At 64.1% G+C, this 14,746-nt stretch carries 10 protein-coding genes and 4 pseudogenes; 2 read left to right on the forward strand and 12 right to left on the reverse strand.

Annotated features, from left to right (window positions below; all coding sequences use genetic code 11):
- Positions 1–332: 332 nt before the first annotated feature.
- From PE067_RS18370 to PE067_RS18375, 3 genes are read right to left on the reverse strand one after another with little or no spacing between them, the layout of a single operon-like run.
- The gene (locus PE067_RS18370) at positions 333–1,934 is read right to left on the reverse strand and encodes a DUF1989 domain-containing protein (RefSeq protein ID WP_346429740.1); all 1,602 of its coding nucleotides are present in this window, start codon (positions 1,932–1,934) and stop codon (positions 333–335) included.
- Positions 1,822–2,703, reverse strand: coding sequence for a DUF1989 domain-containing protein (locus PE067_RS22000; RefSeq protein WP_346429729.1), 882 nt, complete (start codon positions 2,701–2,703; stop codon positions 1,822–1,824). Before PE067_RS22000 ends, PE067_RS18370 begins: the two co-directional genes overlap by 113 nt.
- A 53-nt stretch (positions 2,704–2,756) precedes the next feature.
- A complete protein-coding gene (locus tag PE067_RS18375; protein ID WP_276191150.1) occupies positions 2,757–4,100 on the reverse strand; it encodes an NAD(P)/FAD-dependent oxidoreductase in 1,344 nt (447 codons plus the stop codon).
- 193 nt (positions 4,101–4,293) lie between these two features.
- Between PE067_RS18375 and PE067_RS22005 the strand changes: the two are divergent.
- A pseudogene (locus PE067_RS22005) lies at positions 4,294–4,644 on the forward strand (ABC transporter substrate-binding protein); the annotation flags it as partial.
- Positions 4,645–4,775: 131 nt separating this feature from the next.
- Positions 4,776–5,687 (forward strand): ABC transporter substrate-binding protein, encoded by a 912-nt coding sequence (locus tag PE067_RS22010; protein WP_346429730.1) that lies wholly within the window; start codon positions 4,776–4,778, stop codon positions 5,685–5,687.
- Here the strand turns inward: PE067_RS22010 and PE067_RS18385 are convergent.
- The 9 genes and pseudogenes from PE067_RS18385 to glnT form a co-directional block, all read right to left on the reverse strand.
- Positions 5,593–6,138 carry an FCD domain-containing protein gene (locus tag PE067_RS18385; protein ID WP_346429731.1) on the reverse strand — a complete coding sequence of 182 codons (546 nt, stop codon included), beginning with the start codon at positions 6,136–6,138 and terminating at the stop codon, positions 5,593–5,595. The genes PE067_RS22010 and PE067_RS18385 overlap by 95 nt on opposite strands.
- A gap of 333 nt (positions 6,139–6,471) precedes the next feature.
- Positions 6,472–7,382: pseudogene (locus tag PE067_RS18390) on the reverse strand (formyltetrahydrofolate deformylase).
- 137 nt (positions 7,383–7,519) lie between these two features.
- Entirely contained in the window at positions 7,520–7,795 is a 276-nt protein-coding gene (locus PE067_RS18395) for a hypothetical protein (RefSeq protein WP_276191597.1), read from the reverse strand.
- Positions 7,681–8,319 carry a tetrahydrofolate dehydrogenase/cyclohydrolase catalytic domain-containing protein gene (locus tag PE067_RS18400; RefSeq protein ID WP_276191152.1) on the reverse strand — a complete coding sequence of 213 codons (639 nt, stop codon included), beginning with the start codon at positions 8,317–8,319 and terminating at the stop codon, positions 7,681–7,683. Before PE067_RS18400 ends, PE067_RS18395 begins: the two co-directional genes overlap by 115 nt.
- Complete coding sequence (locus PE067_RS18405) at positions 8,316–8,882, reverse strand: sarcosine oxidase subunit gamma (RefSeq protein ID WP_276191153.1); 567 nt, start codon at positions 8,880–8,882, stop codon at positions 8,316–8,318. The genes PE067_RS18400 and PE067_RS18405 overlap by 4 nt, the downstream gene beginning before the upstream one ends.
- A pseudogene (locus PE067_RS18410) lies at positions 8,875–11,807 on the reverse strand (sarcosine oxidase subunit alpha family protein). Before PE067_RS18410 ends, PE067_RS18405 begins: the two are co-directional and overlap by 8 nt.
- A complete protein-coding gene (locus PE067_RS18415) occupies positions 11,804–12,112 on the reverse strand; it encodes a sarcosine oxidase subunit delta (RefSeq protein WP_276191154.1) in 309 nt (102 codons plus the stop codon). Before PE067_RS18415 ends, PE067_RS18410 begins: the two are co-directional and overlap by 4 nt.
- 36 nt (positions 12,113–12,148) lie before the next feature.
- Positions 12,149–13,399 carry a sarcosine oxidase subunit beta family protein gene (locus PE067_RS18420; RefSeq protein WP_276191155.1) on the reverse strand — a complete coding sequence of 417 codons (1,251 nt, stop codon included), beginning with the start codon at positions 13,397–13,399 and terminating at the stop codon, positions 12,149–12,151.
- Positions 13,400–13,421: 22 nt separating this feature from the next.
- Positions 13,422–14,730: pseudogene (gene glnT, locus PE067_RS18425) on the reverse strand (type III glutamate--ammonia ligase).
- Positions 14,731–14,746: the final 16 nt, after the last annotated feature.

Raw genomic sequence — 14,746 nt, forward strand, 5'->3', positions numbered from 1 at the left:
GCTTCTCTCCTCTTGGGTTGGTCGGGCCGGGATGCGATGGGCAGCCCGGCGTTAGGGGTGGCGGGGACCCTTGCGGGACGCCAGATCGCGGCGGCGCAGCTGCGGGCATCCGTCGCGCCGCGCGGCCTGCGAAGGCCGGGGGCACAAGCCGAAAGCTGCGGCAGTCGATCTGTCACGTCACGCACTCCCTGAACGTGGTGAGCGGGCGGTTTCGCCCCGTTCTTGTGGTCGCCGCCGGTTTTGACGGTCCTTGCCGCTGGCCTGATGCGGCCATCGGAGTGGTATCGGCACCGCGCCCCCTCCTCAAAGGGCGCGATGCCGGGGATATCAGGTCACGAACGCGGCCTTTCCTTGGTCGGGTCATAGCTGGGAAAGGTCGTGATCCTGGCGGTCAGGCGCTTCATCTGACCGTCCAGACGCCCGACTTCGACATCGGTGCCCGGCTCGGCATGAGCCAGATCGACGCGGGCCAGCGCGATGACCTTGCCGGTGCGGGGCGAACGCATGGCCGAACAGATTTCACCGACCTGCGCGCGACCGATGCGGACGCAATCGCCGTGGCCGATGGCTTCCTGCCCCTCGACCTCGATGCCGACGAACTTGCGCGAGGGGTGATCCTTGCGGCGTTGCAAGGCTTCGCGGCCGATGAAATCGACGTTCTTGGATTTCAGCGGGACGGTAAAACCCACGCCCGCCTCGAACGGGTCGGTCTGGTCGCTGAAATCATAGCCCGCGAACACCAGCCCGGCCTCGATCCGCACCAGATCCAGCCCCGCCAGACCCATCGGGCGGATGCCGTAGGACTGGCCGGTGTTCCAGACCGCCTCAAAGACGACATCGCCATGTTTGGGGTGGCAAAAGATCTCATAGCCCAGCTCGCCGGTGTAACCCGTCCGCGACACCACGACCGGCACGCCCTGCGGCCCGCCGATCCGGCCCACGGTAAAGCGGAACCAGCCCATGTCCGCGATGGCGGGCTGATGCGGCGGGGTCCAGATGATTTCCTTCATCAGATCGCGCGATTTCGGCCCCTGCACCGCCAGGTTGTGCATCTGATCGGTCGAGGACCGGATCATCACGTTCAGCCCCAGCTTTTCGGCCTGTTCGCGCATCCAGACGCCGCCTTCGTCGGAACCACCGATCCAGCGGAAATTATGTTCGCCCAGACGGAACAGGGTGCCGTCGTCGATCATGCCGCCATGCGGATAGCACATCGCGGAATAGACGACCTGCCCGTGGCCCAGCTTGCTGACATCGCGGGTCAGGACCCAGTTCATCAGCGCCTCGGCATCGGGGCCGGTGACCTCGAACTTGCGCAGGGCGGACAGGTCCATGACCACCACGCCCTCGCGGCAGGCCCAGTAGCTTTCCACCGGATCGGTGCCGGGGAAGGAATTGGGCAGCCAAAAGCCCTTGTATTCGACGAAATTGCTGGTGAGTTCCGCGAATTTGCGGTGGAAGGCAGTCTCACGGGTCATGACGGGCTCCGCGTCGGCAGTGGCGCGCCATGCCGAACCGCGCGAAAAACGCTGGTTCGCTCCATAGGTGCGCACATGGATATCGGTCAGGTGCCAGCCATTGGCGGGCGATGTATCGTCGGGGCAGGCAGAGGACACGCAGACCAGATCGGTCATCGCGCGCAGCAGCACATAATCGCCCGGCCGCGACCACGGTTCATCGGCGGTCATGATGCCATGCTCGTCGATAGCCGTGTTGAAGAAAAAGTTCGCAGCCATCCAGCCCGCGCGCGGCGGGAACGCCATAAGCATCCAGCGCGCCGTTGAAATTGTCGAACAGTTGGCGTGACCCGGATAGCCGATGTCATCGTAATATTTCGCCGCACAGGCCATGGCAAAGGCATCGTGACGCCCGCAGGTGTCCTGAATGACCTCGACCAGCGGGATATTGTCCTGATCGTAATATTTCGCATGCAGGCCGGGCATCCGGATAGGCATGACCCTGAATGGTGCGGGTGGTCGTCACATCCAGCGGATGGACGATGCCGCGATCCAGCTTGCGCGCGTCAAAGCACTGGAAATCCGTGCATTGGCGGCCATCGACATCCATGATCTGGATGAACTCACCGGCCCGCACGACATAGGATTCCGCCGTTGCGGAATGGACGCGCAGGTCCAGAACCGGATCGGCCAGCGGATCGGGCAGCGCGAACTGCCCGGCCTTGCGCGCGGTCTTGCGCGTGATCAGCACGGTCAGCGGGGTGGCGGTATCCTGCGCCTCGAAATCCATGGGCGTGGCCGGGGCGGCGATGATCACCCATGCCCGGCCCTGCGCGGTGAATTCGACGCGCTGCCCGGCGCGGCTTTCCGCACCGAACACGCCGACCGCACGGGCCTGCGACGCGTCGATCCCGCGACGCAGCAGCCCAAGCCGGACCCGCGCAAGGCTGGCATCATCCGATTCCTGCAAGCCGCGCAGCCCGTTGGCCGAGGCATCGGCGGTTGCCCCCAGAATGCCGGGATCCAGCCTGCCGTCAGGATGGGCGACCAGCAGCTCGCAGCGCTGGCCCCCTTCATCATTGACGATTTCCAGCCTGTCTCCGGGCATGACCTCGACCACGATCGCACCCCTTCCCGGCACGATGTGACGCTCCTGCGAAGGTGCCAGCGTCCAGGCGCTGGCCCTCCGCGCGCGGGTCGCGCGGGGCGGGCCTGCCCGGAACAGCGCCTCTGATGCAAGTGTCATTGACGTTCATCCTCCCGTGGATGGGGACGGCGCACGCGCGGCGCCGTTTGTCCTTAGTTCTGCAAATAGGCGGCCATGGAATCGTCCAGCGCGGTGTTCCACGGCGTATGATGCGACGGCGCCATCGTGCCGGTGATGACCGATTTGTAGCGCTGGTTGCGGAAGCCCATGATATCCTGCTTCTTGTGATCCTTCCATTCGTAGAAGGCGGCGCAAGCGCCATCGACATCAAAGCTGGGGTAATCGGTTTCCGCGATCAGTTCCTTGACGTATTCGCCCTGATACTTGATCGCATATTTGTCACCCTCTTCCGCCTCTTCGCCGGCGACGCGGGCGGCGACATCGGCCAGCAGTGCGGCCTTGTCCTGAGGCACCGCGATGCGGCCCAGGATGATGTCGCGGACATACCACGCCTGCGCGTCGAACATGTTGAAGGTGAACCACTGGTCCTGCATGCCCAGATAGAACAGCTTGGTGTTGTGGACATAGACGACGCCCTTGTAGAGATCGGCGGTCGCCAGGCGGTTCGCGGTTTTCAGGCGCAGGTCATCGGGCAGGAAGGGGAAATAATGCTTGTAGCCGGTGCACAGGATGATCGCGTCAACCTTTCGGGTCGTGCCATCGACGAAATGCACGGTCTTGCCGACCAGCTTTTCCATCGCACATTTTTCTTCCCAGTTGTCGGGCCATTTGAAGCCCATCGGCGCCGTGCGGTAGCAGGAGGTGATGGATTTCGCGCCGTATTTCCAGCACTGCGACCCGATATCCTCGGCCGAATAGCTTGATCCGACGACCAGCACGTCCTGACCTTCGAATTCGCGGGCATCGCGGAAGTCACGGGCGTGGACGATGCGCCCGGCAAAGGTTTCAAAGCCCGGATATTCCGGCACGTTCGGGCTGGAGAAATGCCCCGAGGCGACGATGACGTGGTCGAAGCGTTCCTTGTAGACGTGATCCTTGGCCAGATCATGGACGGTGACGGTGAAATCGCCCGCCTCGTCGTCGTATTCGACCCAACGGATGACCGAGCTGAAGCGGATCCAGTCGCGCACGCCCGCCTTGACCACGCGGCCCTCGATATAGTCGAACATCACGGCGCGGGGCGGATAGGATGCGATCTGCTTGCCGAAATGTTCCTCGAACGAATAATCCGCAAACTCCAGCCCCTCTTTCGGGCCGTTGGTCCACAGGTAACGATACATCGAACCATGGACCGGCTCGCCGTTTTCATCGACGCCGGTGCGCCATGTGTAGTTCCACAACCCGCCCCAGTTCGACTGCTTTTCAAAGCAGACGATTTCGGGGATCTCGGCGCCCTTCTGGGCGGCCGATTGAAAGGCGCGCAGCTGGGCCAGGCCCGAGGGGCCCGCGCCAATGATGGCGATACGCTTGGTCATATGTTGCTCCCTGACGTTGGTTCAGTCTTGGCTTTGGCGGATCCGGTTCAACCGGTTTCTCATACCGGATCATCCGGTTTAGACCGATTGCAACAGCAAGATCATTTTTAGGCAACCTTTTTCTTCGCAGGAATATGGCTGAGGCGAAAAAATATTCGCTTTTGCCAGGAAAAACCGGGATAGAGGTGAAATCATGAGCAGATGGTCCTTTGCACAGCGCCTTGCCGTAACCGGTTCCCTGCCCCGATTGGGCGCAACGAATCAGTCTCCGGTGCGGATCGGTTTCCTGACACCCCTGTCGGGCCGAGAGGAATATTGGGGTCGTCCGGGGCTGGAAGGCTGCCGGCTGTGGGTCGAATGGATCAACCGCCGGTGCGGCATCATGGTCACCGGCAAGCGCCACCGGATCGAGATGATCGCCCATGACAGCGCCGCGCTGGACGCCGACGGCGTGCTGGCCGCCGCGCGTCACATGGTCGAGGATCAGCATGTCCGCCTGATCCTGACCCTTGGCGGCGACAGTTTCGCCCCCGCCCTGCCCCGGCTGATGCGCCGCCGGGCGCTGGTCGCGACGCTGCTGCCGTCGGATCTGTCGCCCGATACGCCGTCGCTGATCGCCCCGGCAGAGGTCCACCCCCTGCACAATGTCACCGGCGTCGAATATCTGGCCCCGCATTGCCGCCGGGCAGGCGCGTCGCGCTGTGCAGCCAGTCCGACAGCCTTGGCCTGCCCTCGCTGGCGGTCTATCGCGCGGCCGCTGATGCGGTCGGCTGGACGCGGCTGCGCGAAATCCGCTATGCGCCCGACAACCGCGACCCCGAGGGGCTGGTCGCCACGATGCTGCAGGGCGACCCGGACGTGCTGTGCTGGTGTTCGTCATCCCCCCCGATGATCGAGGCAATGACCGAAGCCGCCTTTCGCGCCGGTTTCCGGGGCCGCATCCTGTCCTGCACCGCCGACAACTATCCCCGCATGATCGCCCGCACCTCGGTCGGGTTCATGGAGGGCTATACCTTTCAATTCCCCGATTTCGACGATCCCCTGCTGGCGGAAGCCACCTTTTTCTTTCGCCGCCCCCGCGCCTTTTTCGACACCTACAACCAGCGTTTTCCGGCGCAATGGAGCGCGGTCAGCTGGGAATATGCCTCGATTCTGGATCTGTGGCACAATGCCGTCGAAACCGCCGACACGGTCGAGCCGGTCTCGGTTCTGGCGGCGATGAAACGGGCGCAGGAAATGCCCCATGCCTTTGGCCCCGCGCGCTGGATCGGATCGGCGCTGTTCGGCATCGACAATGCGCTGGTCGGCGACTGGCCGGTGGTGCAGATCAAGCAGGGTAAAGCGCGGATCGTCGAATTCGGGTCGATCCTCGACCGGCTGGCGCGACATGGCCAGTCGCTGCACCGGCAGTTCAGCGATCTGGGCCAGCTCTGGCATCAGCGGCTGGCGGCTCAGGCGCAGGCAAAGGCCGGGTTAGAATCGGCTGCGGACCTTACGATTCCTGCAACAGCAGTTTCTGATCCTCGATCAGCGACAGTTTCATGTATTCGCTGGCTTCTTCGATATCGCGGGCGACGATGGCATTGAACAGCGCATTATAGCCGCGCTGATAGACCGCGATGCGGTTGGGCGTCAGGTGGCGGCGATACATGGCGGCGCGAAAGGACTGGCGCCGGGTGTCCAGCACCAGATCATAGCAGGCCACCAGCAGGGGGTTGCCGGTGCCAATCGCGATCTTGCGGTGGAATTCTTCTTCCAGCCGGGCAAAGGCCACGGCATCGGTCTGGACCGCCTCCATTTCGGACAGGGTTTCGCCAAGCGATTCGATCTGGCGGGGCGACATGCTGACCACGGCCAGCCGCACCATTTCGGGTTCCAGAATGCCGCGAATGACCTGCAGTTGCAGCGGCCCGGTCTCGGCGGCGACCGCCGTCACCGATTCCCGCGCGCCATTCGGATCCCATGTCACGAATGATCCCGACCCCGCGCGGCGCAGAATCATGCCGCGGGTTTCGATGACATCCAGCGCCTCGCGCACGGTATTGCGGGCAACGCCCGGATCTCCGCGCCGGTTGCTGTTCTGCTGCAGGCAGGCGCTCGCTCCAGCCCGTGCTCACCGCGACAGGATGCGCGCGGCCAGCGTATCGACGACATATTGCACGGTCGCGCCGGCTGACCGGCTCGCGCAGCAGGGCACGCGCTGACCTGGACCTCGGACGGACAAGACGGACATCCTTTGAGCGATCGCCGGATGAAAGCGGCCTCGAGCGATAGCTTGCAACGCGCGGTAATCCAGCGCCGTTCTCCGTCGGGCCTCGCGGCCATCGAGGCGCGGTTTCCGGCCCCGGACAGCCATCAGGCGATGCGGGGATCAGCCCATCCGTTCCGAGCTGCAGGATCCCCGGCGAGGGCTGGGAGGACCACCGTTCCTTTGTTGCCGTTCAGGAAAACGCGGTTGTTGGCATGGGCGTGGATCGCACGGGCCAGAACTTCGGCTTTCGACATCGCGACCAAGGCGACGCGCCGTCCTCCGGGCGATTGGGCATGGTCGACGGCGGATGATGTCCTGCTCGATAATCGGACCTTCGTCCGGATCGGCGGTGACATGGTGGCTGGTCGCGATCAGTTTCACGCCGCGCTGGAACGCACGCAGCATAGGGTTCGCACCCTTGAAGCTGGGCAGGAGCGAATGGTGGATGTTGATGATGCGACCCGACATTTCGGTGCACATCTCACGGACAGAACCTGCATGTAGCGGGCCGCTTGCGATCAGCTCCGCGCCGGTGTCGCGGTTTGATGCGCATCTGTTCGGCCTCGGCCTGCGGTTTGTTGTCCTTGGTCACCTTGATGCAGTAATAAGGAATGTCGTGGTTCACGACGACCTGCTGGTAATCCATGTGGTTGGAAATCACCGCCACGATGTCGACTCGGCAGCGCCCCGATGCGCCAGCGATACAGCAGGTCGTTCAGAGCAGTGACCGAAACGGCTGACCATGATGATGAAGCCTTCATCTTGGTGCTTTTTCGTCATCGGAAAGGCATATTTCATGTCGAATTCGGCGGCCGATGCGGCGAAATCCTCGTTCAGCTTGTCCAGATCGGCGCTCCGCAGTTCAGGCACAAAGCTGGACCTGCATGAAAAAGCGGTCGGTTTTCCTGATCGCGTCAGAACTGCGAGCTCGTCCGTGATGTTGCAACCATTCGTCGCCAGAAAGAGTCGAGATCGCCGCGACGATGCCGCGCTTGGACAGGCAGTGTCACGGTAAGGGTGTATTTCTGCATCTTCCTTCTCCAGTCGGGATGATGAGGGGCGAAAAACCTCTTCCCGGCCTTTCTCATGCCGTCAGCCCTCGGGCTCGGGCAGATCCTGCTGCACCGGCAGCAGGCGGTCAGGGTATTGGCCAGCAGGCAGGCGATGGTCATCGGACCGACGCCGCCGGAACCAGGGTGATCGCGCCCGCGACTTTTGCGGCGCTTTCGGAGTCCACGTCACCGACCAGACGGGGCTTGCCGTCGCGTTCGATGCGGTTGATGCCCACGTCGATCACGGTCGCGCCGGGTTTCACCCAATCGCCGGTGATCATTTCGGGGCGGCCGACGGCGGCCACCAGAATGTCGGCGCGGCGGCAGACATCCTCGATATCCTTGGTCTGACTGTGCGCGATGGTGACGGTGCGGCTGTCGCCCAGCAGCACCGCCATCGACTTTGCCGACGATATTGCTGCGCCCAGCGACCACGCGTTCGGCCGGACAGGTTGCCCAGATGGTCGCGCAACGTCATCAGGCGACCCGGCGGCGATACCGGTTGTCGACTTTGCCCGGTGCCCAGCAGGCCGACGTTGGAAATCTGGAACCCGTCGCTGTCCTTGGCCGGGTCGATCGCGTTGATGACCGCATCCGAATCCATGCGCGCAGGCAGCGGCAGCTGCACCAGAATGCCATGAACCGCCGGGTCGTTGTTCAGCCGGTCGATCAGGGCCATCAGCTCGTCCTGGGGGGTGTCGGCGGGCAGCTTGTGTTCATAGCTGTTCATGCCGACCTCAAGGGTCTGCTTGCCCTTGTTGCGGACATAGGCACCGGCTTGCCGGGTCTTCGCCAACCAGCACCACGGCCAGACCGGGGTGATCCCGTGTTCCGCCTTGAGCCGGGCGACATGTTCGCCAACCTGTGCGCGGACTTTTTCCGCAAATGCCTTGCCGTCGATGATCTGAGCGCTCATGCACTTCCCTCCTGAATGCGCGCCGCCGCATGGGTCAGCGCATGCCAGAGCGTTCCGGCCGCCGAACGCATCCCGATTACCGCCAGATTTTCCTCACTACGGCGGATAACAAAGACGCTCATATGTTCAAGGCCGGTTCGCGTCGCAAATCCCGGACAAATGCGTCCGGTATCAACATTGACCAGTTTTTCAACCAGCCCCGTGATAGCGTTTGCCCCTGCATGCGATTGAATTTCAAACGCGATCCAGCCGTCCGTCTGTTCGGTGACTGAAGCATCCGGACAGGCCGACTTCAGTTCACCAGCGAAATCCCGGGCGGCGCCGCCCGGTGCCTCGACCATCCATTGACCGGGTCCGGTCCAGAAGGCCGCGATGCCGCCGCCCTGCACCCAACCGCCCGGTCCGGGCAGGGTCAGGCCAAAGGGCGCGGGATCGGTTCCGTCCCGGCGCAGCGCCAGAGACGCCAGCGCCAGATCGGCATTTTCGCTGATGGTGAAGCCGCCATGCCGTTCCACGGCCGGTCCGTCCAGTCCAAGAGCGGTTGTTTCAAGCAAATCAGTCACGAAGCCGCCCTCCTTCAGGATCGACGAAATGGGCGCTGACCACGCGCAGCCGCGCGGTTTCGCCCTGCAAGGGGTTCGCGGCGACGATAACCTCACCCATCCTTGCGGCGCCATCGGCCAAAAATCCTAAGCCAATAGCCGAACCCACATGCGGCGAATAACAGGCCGAGGTGATCCAGCCCAGATCCGTCCCGGTGTTCTGCTCGGCCCCTTCGGCGAACAGATGCGCCCCCGCGGTCACCGGATCGCCGGCATTGACGGGTTGCAAGCCGACCAGCACGCGGTTGTCCTGCACCAGCCCCTCGCGGCGCGACATGACGGCGCCGATGCTGTCCTCTTTCGTCGATACCATCTTGCCCATGCCCAGCATCTGCGCCGTGGTCTGGCCGTTCAACTCGTTGCCTGCGGCATGGCCCTTTCGATGCGCATGACGCCAAGCGCCTCTGTCCCGTAGGGCACGGCGCCCAGATCGGCCCCGACCTCGATCAGCCGCTGGATCAGCGCATTGCCATAGCGCGCCGGCACCGCCAGCTCATAGGCCAGTTCGCCGGAAAAGCTGATGCGGAACAGCCGCGCCCGCAGGCCCTGGCACACCGTCAGGCTGGCGCAGGCCATAATGGGGAATGCCTCGTTCGACAGATCGACGCCGTCCACGACACGTTCCAGCAGCTTGCGGGCATTGGGACCGGCAATGGCGATCTGCGCCCAGGCATCGGTGGTCGAAATCAGTTGCACATCCAGTTCCGGCCACAGGCATTGCCGCGCATATTCCATATGGCGATAGACCGGCCCGGCCTGCGCGGTGGTCGTCGTGACGACATAATGGTCATCGGCCAGACGGGCGCAGGTGCCATCGTCGCATGCGTGGCCATCCTCGCGCAGCATCAGGCCGTAGCGAACCATGCCGACCTTCAGCGATTTCATCGCATTGGCATAGATCCGGTCCAGGAACTCGGCCGCATCGGCGCCCTGCACATCGACCTTGCCAAGCGTGGTGACGTCGCAGATGCCGACGCCCTTGCGGGTGGCCAGAACCTCGCGGTCGACGGTCTGGCGCCATGTGGTTTCGCCGGGGCGCGGGAAATATTGCGCGCGCATCCACTGGCCGACCTCGATGAACACCGCACCCTGCGCCTTGGCCCATTTATGCGTGGGCGTCAGGCGGCGCGGGCGGAAATTCGCGCCGGTATCGCCGCCACCCAGCACCGACATCGACACCGGCGTATAGGGCGGGCGGAAAATCGTCGTGCCGGTGTTCTGGATGCTTTGCCCGGTCAGTTCGGCCATCACCGCCAGCGCGGTGACATTCGCCGTCTTGCCCTGATCGGTCGCCATGCCAAGCGTGGTCCAGCGTTTCAGATGTTCGACCGGGCGCAGGTTTTCCTGATGGGCCAGTTTCACGTCCTTGACCGTCACGTCATTCTGGAAATCGACCCAGGCCCGGCCCTTGCCCGGCACATGCCAGACCGGATGGGGCGCGGTGAATTCGCTTTCGGCCTGCGGCAGATCGGGCAGCGCGGCGTCGACGCCGATCGCGGCCAGCGCAGCTTGCGCAACCGCCGCACCCGATGCCAGCGCCGCACCCGTCGCGCCCTGCCCCGCTGCCGCGCCGGCGGCGCTCAGCCCGACCGGCCCGCCCTCGCCCGGCACGAAGGCCTGCAGGCCATCGTCCCAGACCGGCCGCCCGCGATGATGCGAGGCGATATGGACATTCGGGTTCCACCCGCCCGAGACCCCAAGCGCGCCGCAATCCAGCCATGTCGTCTGGCCGTTCTGCGCAACCTCGATCCGGGTCAACCCGTGGCGGCCCTTGGTATCCGTGACCATGCCACCGGCGAAAAGCTGATAGCGGCCAAGGGATCGCGCATCGGGCCGCGCATCGACGACGCCCGCGATGGTGACGCCCTTTTCGGCCAGATCCAGTGCCGTGCGATGGCCGTCGTCATTGTTGGTGAATATCGCAACCGGCCCATCGGGCAGCGCCGCCCAACGGTTGGCATAGGCGCGCACCGCCCCCGCCAGCATGACGCCTGGGCGGTCGTTATTGGCAAAGGGGATATGCCGTTCCGTCGCACCCGCCGCCAGCACCGTGCGCTGCGCGGTGATGCGCCACAGGGTCTGGCGAACCGCGCCGTTCGGGTCGGGCAGATGGTCGGACACCCGTTCGACCGCGCCATAGACGCCGTGGTCAAACGCGCCCCAGACCGTCGTGCGGGTCATCACGCGGACATTCGGCAGGCTGTCCAGTTCCGCCTGAACCCTGTCGATCCAGCGCGTCGCGGGGGCGCCGTCCAGCAGATGGGTTTCGGCCAGCAGGCGACCGCCAAGGCGGAAATCCTCGTCCGCCAGGATGACGCGGGCACCCGCGCGCCCCGCCGTCAGCGCGGCTGCCAGACCCGCCGCACCGCCGCCGATGACCAGCAGGTCGCAATGCAGAAAGCCCTTGTCATAGGCGTCGGGATCGGCCTGAAACGACAGGCTGCCCAGACCGGCCGCCTTGCGGATCGCGGGCTCGTAGATCTTTTCCCAGAAGGCGCGCGGCCACATGAAGGTCTTGTAGTAGAACCCCGCCGCAAAGAAATTCGCGAACAGATCGTTCACGGCCATGAAGTCGTGTTTCAGCGACGGCCAGCGGTTCTGGCTGGATGCCTCCAGCCCGTCGAACAGCTCGACCACGGTGGCGCGGGTGTTGGGCTCGCGCCGCGCGCCCGTGCGCAGTTCGACCAGCGCGTTCGGTTCTTCGGAGCCTGCCGAAAACACCCCGCGCGGGCGGTGATATTTGAAGCTGCGGCCCATCAAGGTCACGCCATTGGCCAGCAGGGCCGAAGCCAGCGTGTCGCCCGGATGGCCCTGATAATCCTTGCCGTCAAAGCGGAAACGGATGGTCCGCCCGCGATCGATCAGCCCGCCGGAAAGCTGTGTCATGCCTGCGCCCCCCCTTCCGACAATGCGCCACGCCGCGTCAGCGCCACGTCGCGGGCCAGTTCGGCGCCAAGGATTTCATGGGTGGTGGTGTCGCGGGTGACGATCAGCCAGGAACGGTCGCCCTGTTCGTGAAACCACAATTCGCGGTGAACGCCCGCCGGATTGTCGCGCAGATAGACGTAATCATGAAACGCCTCGGCCGCATTTTCGGCCATGCCGTTCGGGCGGTCGATCAGCCGCGCGTCTCCCAGATAGGTGAATTCCTGCGCGTCGCGTAGGCCAAGCAGAGGATGGGGGATCAGCATGATGGTTCTTGAAGTCCTGATCTGTGCATATGGGGCTTAGTGCAGATTGGGTTGGGCACCCATGCCTTTTTCATCAATGGCATAGCCGCGCCGGAAGCGATCCAGCCGATAGGCGCGCGCGGTGTCATGGGGGGTGTCGGTGGCGATCAGATGGGCGAATGAATAGCCGCTGGCGGGCGTCGCCTTGAACCCGCCATAGCACCAGCCGGCGTTCAGATAGAGCCCTTCGACAGGTGTCCGGTCGATAAAGGGCGAGCCGTCCATGGACATGTCCATGATCCCGCCCCAGACCCGCAGCAGCCGCGCCCGCCCGATCATCGGCATCAGGGCCATGCCGCCCTCGGCGACATCCTCGATCACCGGGATATTGCCGCGTTGGGCATAGGAATTGTAGCCGTCGATATCGCCGCCAAAGACCAGACCGCCCTTGTCCGACTGGCTGACATAGAAATGTCCCGCGCCAAAGGTGATGACGCCCGGAATGGTCGGCTTCAGCCCTTCGGAAACAAAGGCTTGCAGGACATGGCTTTCGATGGGCAGGCGCATCCCGGCCTTTTCCATCACCCGCCCCGACGAGCCTGCGACCGCAACGCCCACCTTGCCCGCCGCGATATAGCCGCGAGAGGTTTCGACCCCGCGCACCCGGCCGTTTTCGATGCGGAACCCCGTGACCTCGCAATTCTGGATCAGATCGACGCCGCGTTCATCGGCACCCCGCGCATAGCCCCAGGCCACGCCGTCATGGCGCGCCGTGCCCGCGCGGCGTTGCAGCAGCCCGCCCTTGATCGGGAACCGCGCATTGTCGAAATTCAGCCAGGGATACATGGCCCGCACCCCGGCCTGATCCAGCAGTTCGGCATCCGCGCCTGCCAGCAGCATGGCATTGCCGCGCCGCCGAAAGGCATCGCGCTGCGCATCGGTATGCAGCAGGTTCAGAATGCCGCGCTGGCTGACCATCGCGTTGAAGTTGAATTCCTGTTCCAGATTTTCCCACAGCTTCATGGAAAATTCGTAAAACGGCTCATTGCCCGGCAGCATGTAGTTCGAGCGGATGATCGTCGTGTTCCGCCCGATATTGCCCGACCCCAGCCAGCCCTTTTCCAGAACCGCGATCCGCGCCTTGCCGAATGTCTTCGCCAGGTAATAGGCCGTCGCCAGCCCATGCCCGCCGCCACCGACGATGACGATGTCGTAGCTGGCCTGAGGTTCCGGATTGCGCCACAGGGGTTTCCACCCCTTATGGCCAGTCAGAGCCTCTTTGATGACGCGAAAGCCGGAAAAGCGCATGATCGGGTCGGTCCTTGGTCTGTCAGATATCCAGCGTGGTGTCGCGTTCCCACCGGGTCAGATGCGACGAGTAGGCATTCCATTCCTGAGTCTTCATCTCGACGTAAGCCTGACGAGAATTCAGTCGCCCAGCGCCGCCTTCAGGTCGGCGTCGGCATCGAAGGCGCGCATGCGCGTCCAGCAGGTTCAGCGGCAGCTTGGGCGCGTCGTTGATCGGTGTGGCCGTCGGCATACATGTCGATGTCCAGGCGCTTGCCGGGGTCGCATTTGTTGCGGACCCCGTCGATCCCGGCGGCCATGATGACGGCTTGCAGCAGGTAGGGGTTCGAGGCCCCGTCCGGCAGGCGCAGTTCGATCCGGCCCTTGCCGGGGACGCGGACCAGGTGGGTGCGGTTGTCGCCCGACCAGGTGACCGAGTTCGGCGCCCAGGTCGCGCCCGACGAGGTGCGCGGCGCGTTGATGCGCTTGTAGCTGTTGATCGTCGGGTTGGTGATCGCCGCCAGCGACGAGGCGTGCTTCATGATGCCACCCAGGAAGTGGTGGCCGACTTCGGACAGGCCCAGCTCGTCATTGCCGTCGTAGAAGGCGTTGGTCTCGCCGTCGAGGCTCCAGCCCGAGATATGGGCATGCATGCCCGAGCCGGTCAGCTCCAGGAACGGCTTGGGCATGAAGGTCACGCGCAGCCCGTGCTTCTCGGCGACCGATTTCAGCATGAACTTGAAGAAGGCCAGCTTGTCGGCGGTCGCCAGCGCGTCGTCGTATTTCCAGTTCATCTCGAACTGGCCGTTGGCGTCCTCGTGGTCGCTCTGATAGGGCTCCCAGCCCAAGTCGATCATGTAGTCGCTGACTTCCGAGATCACGTCATAGCGGCGCATGATCGCCTGCTGGTCGTAGCAGGGCTTGGAGCCCACGTCGCGGGTATCGGCGATCTGACCGCCGCAGGGCGACAGAAAGAAGAACTCGGGCTCGACCCCGGTCTTGATGCGCAGGCCTTCCTTTTCGGCATCGGCGATCACGTTGCGCAGCACGTTGCGCGGCGCCTGCGGCAGCGGGCTGTCGTACATCGCGGGGTTGGCCGCGACCCAGGCCACCTCGGGCTTCCAGGGCAGCTGGATGACGGTCGTCGGGTCCGGCACGCCCAGCATGTCGGGATGCGCGGGGGTCAGGACGAACCCGCCCGCGAAGCCCGCAAAGCCGGCGCCGCCCTTGACGACGTTGTTGATCGTATAGGCCGGCACCAGCTTGGCGCGCTGCGCCCCACCCAGGTCGGTGTAGGACACCATGAAATACTTGACGCCTTTTTCCCGGGCGAATTCGGCAAGATCGGTCATTGATTTGGTCCCTGTT

Origin of the sequence: Paracoccus sp. DMF-8, from assembly GCF_029309835.1 — a bacterium.
Taxonomy (GTDB): Bacteria; Pseudomonadota; Alphaproteobacteria; order Rhodobacterales; family Rhodobacteraceae; genus Paracoccus.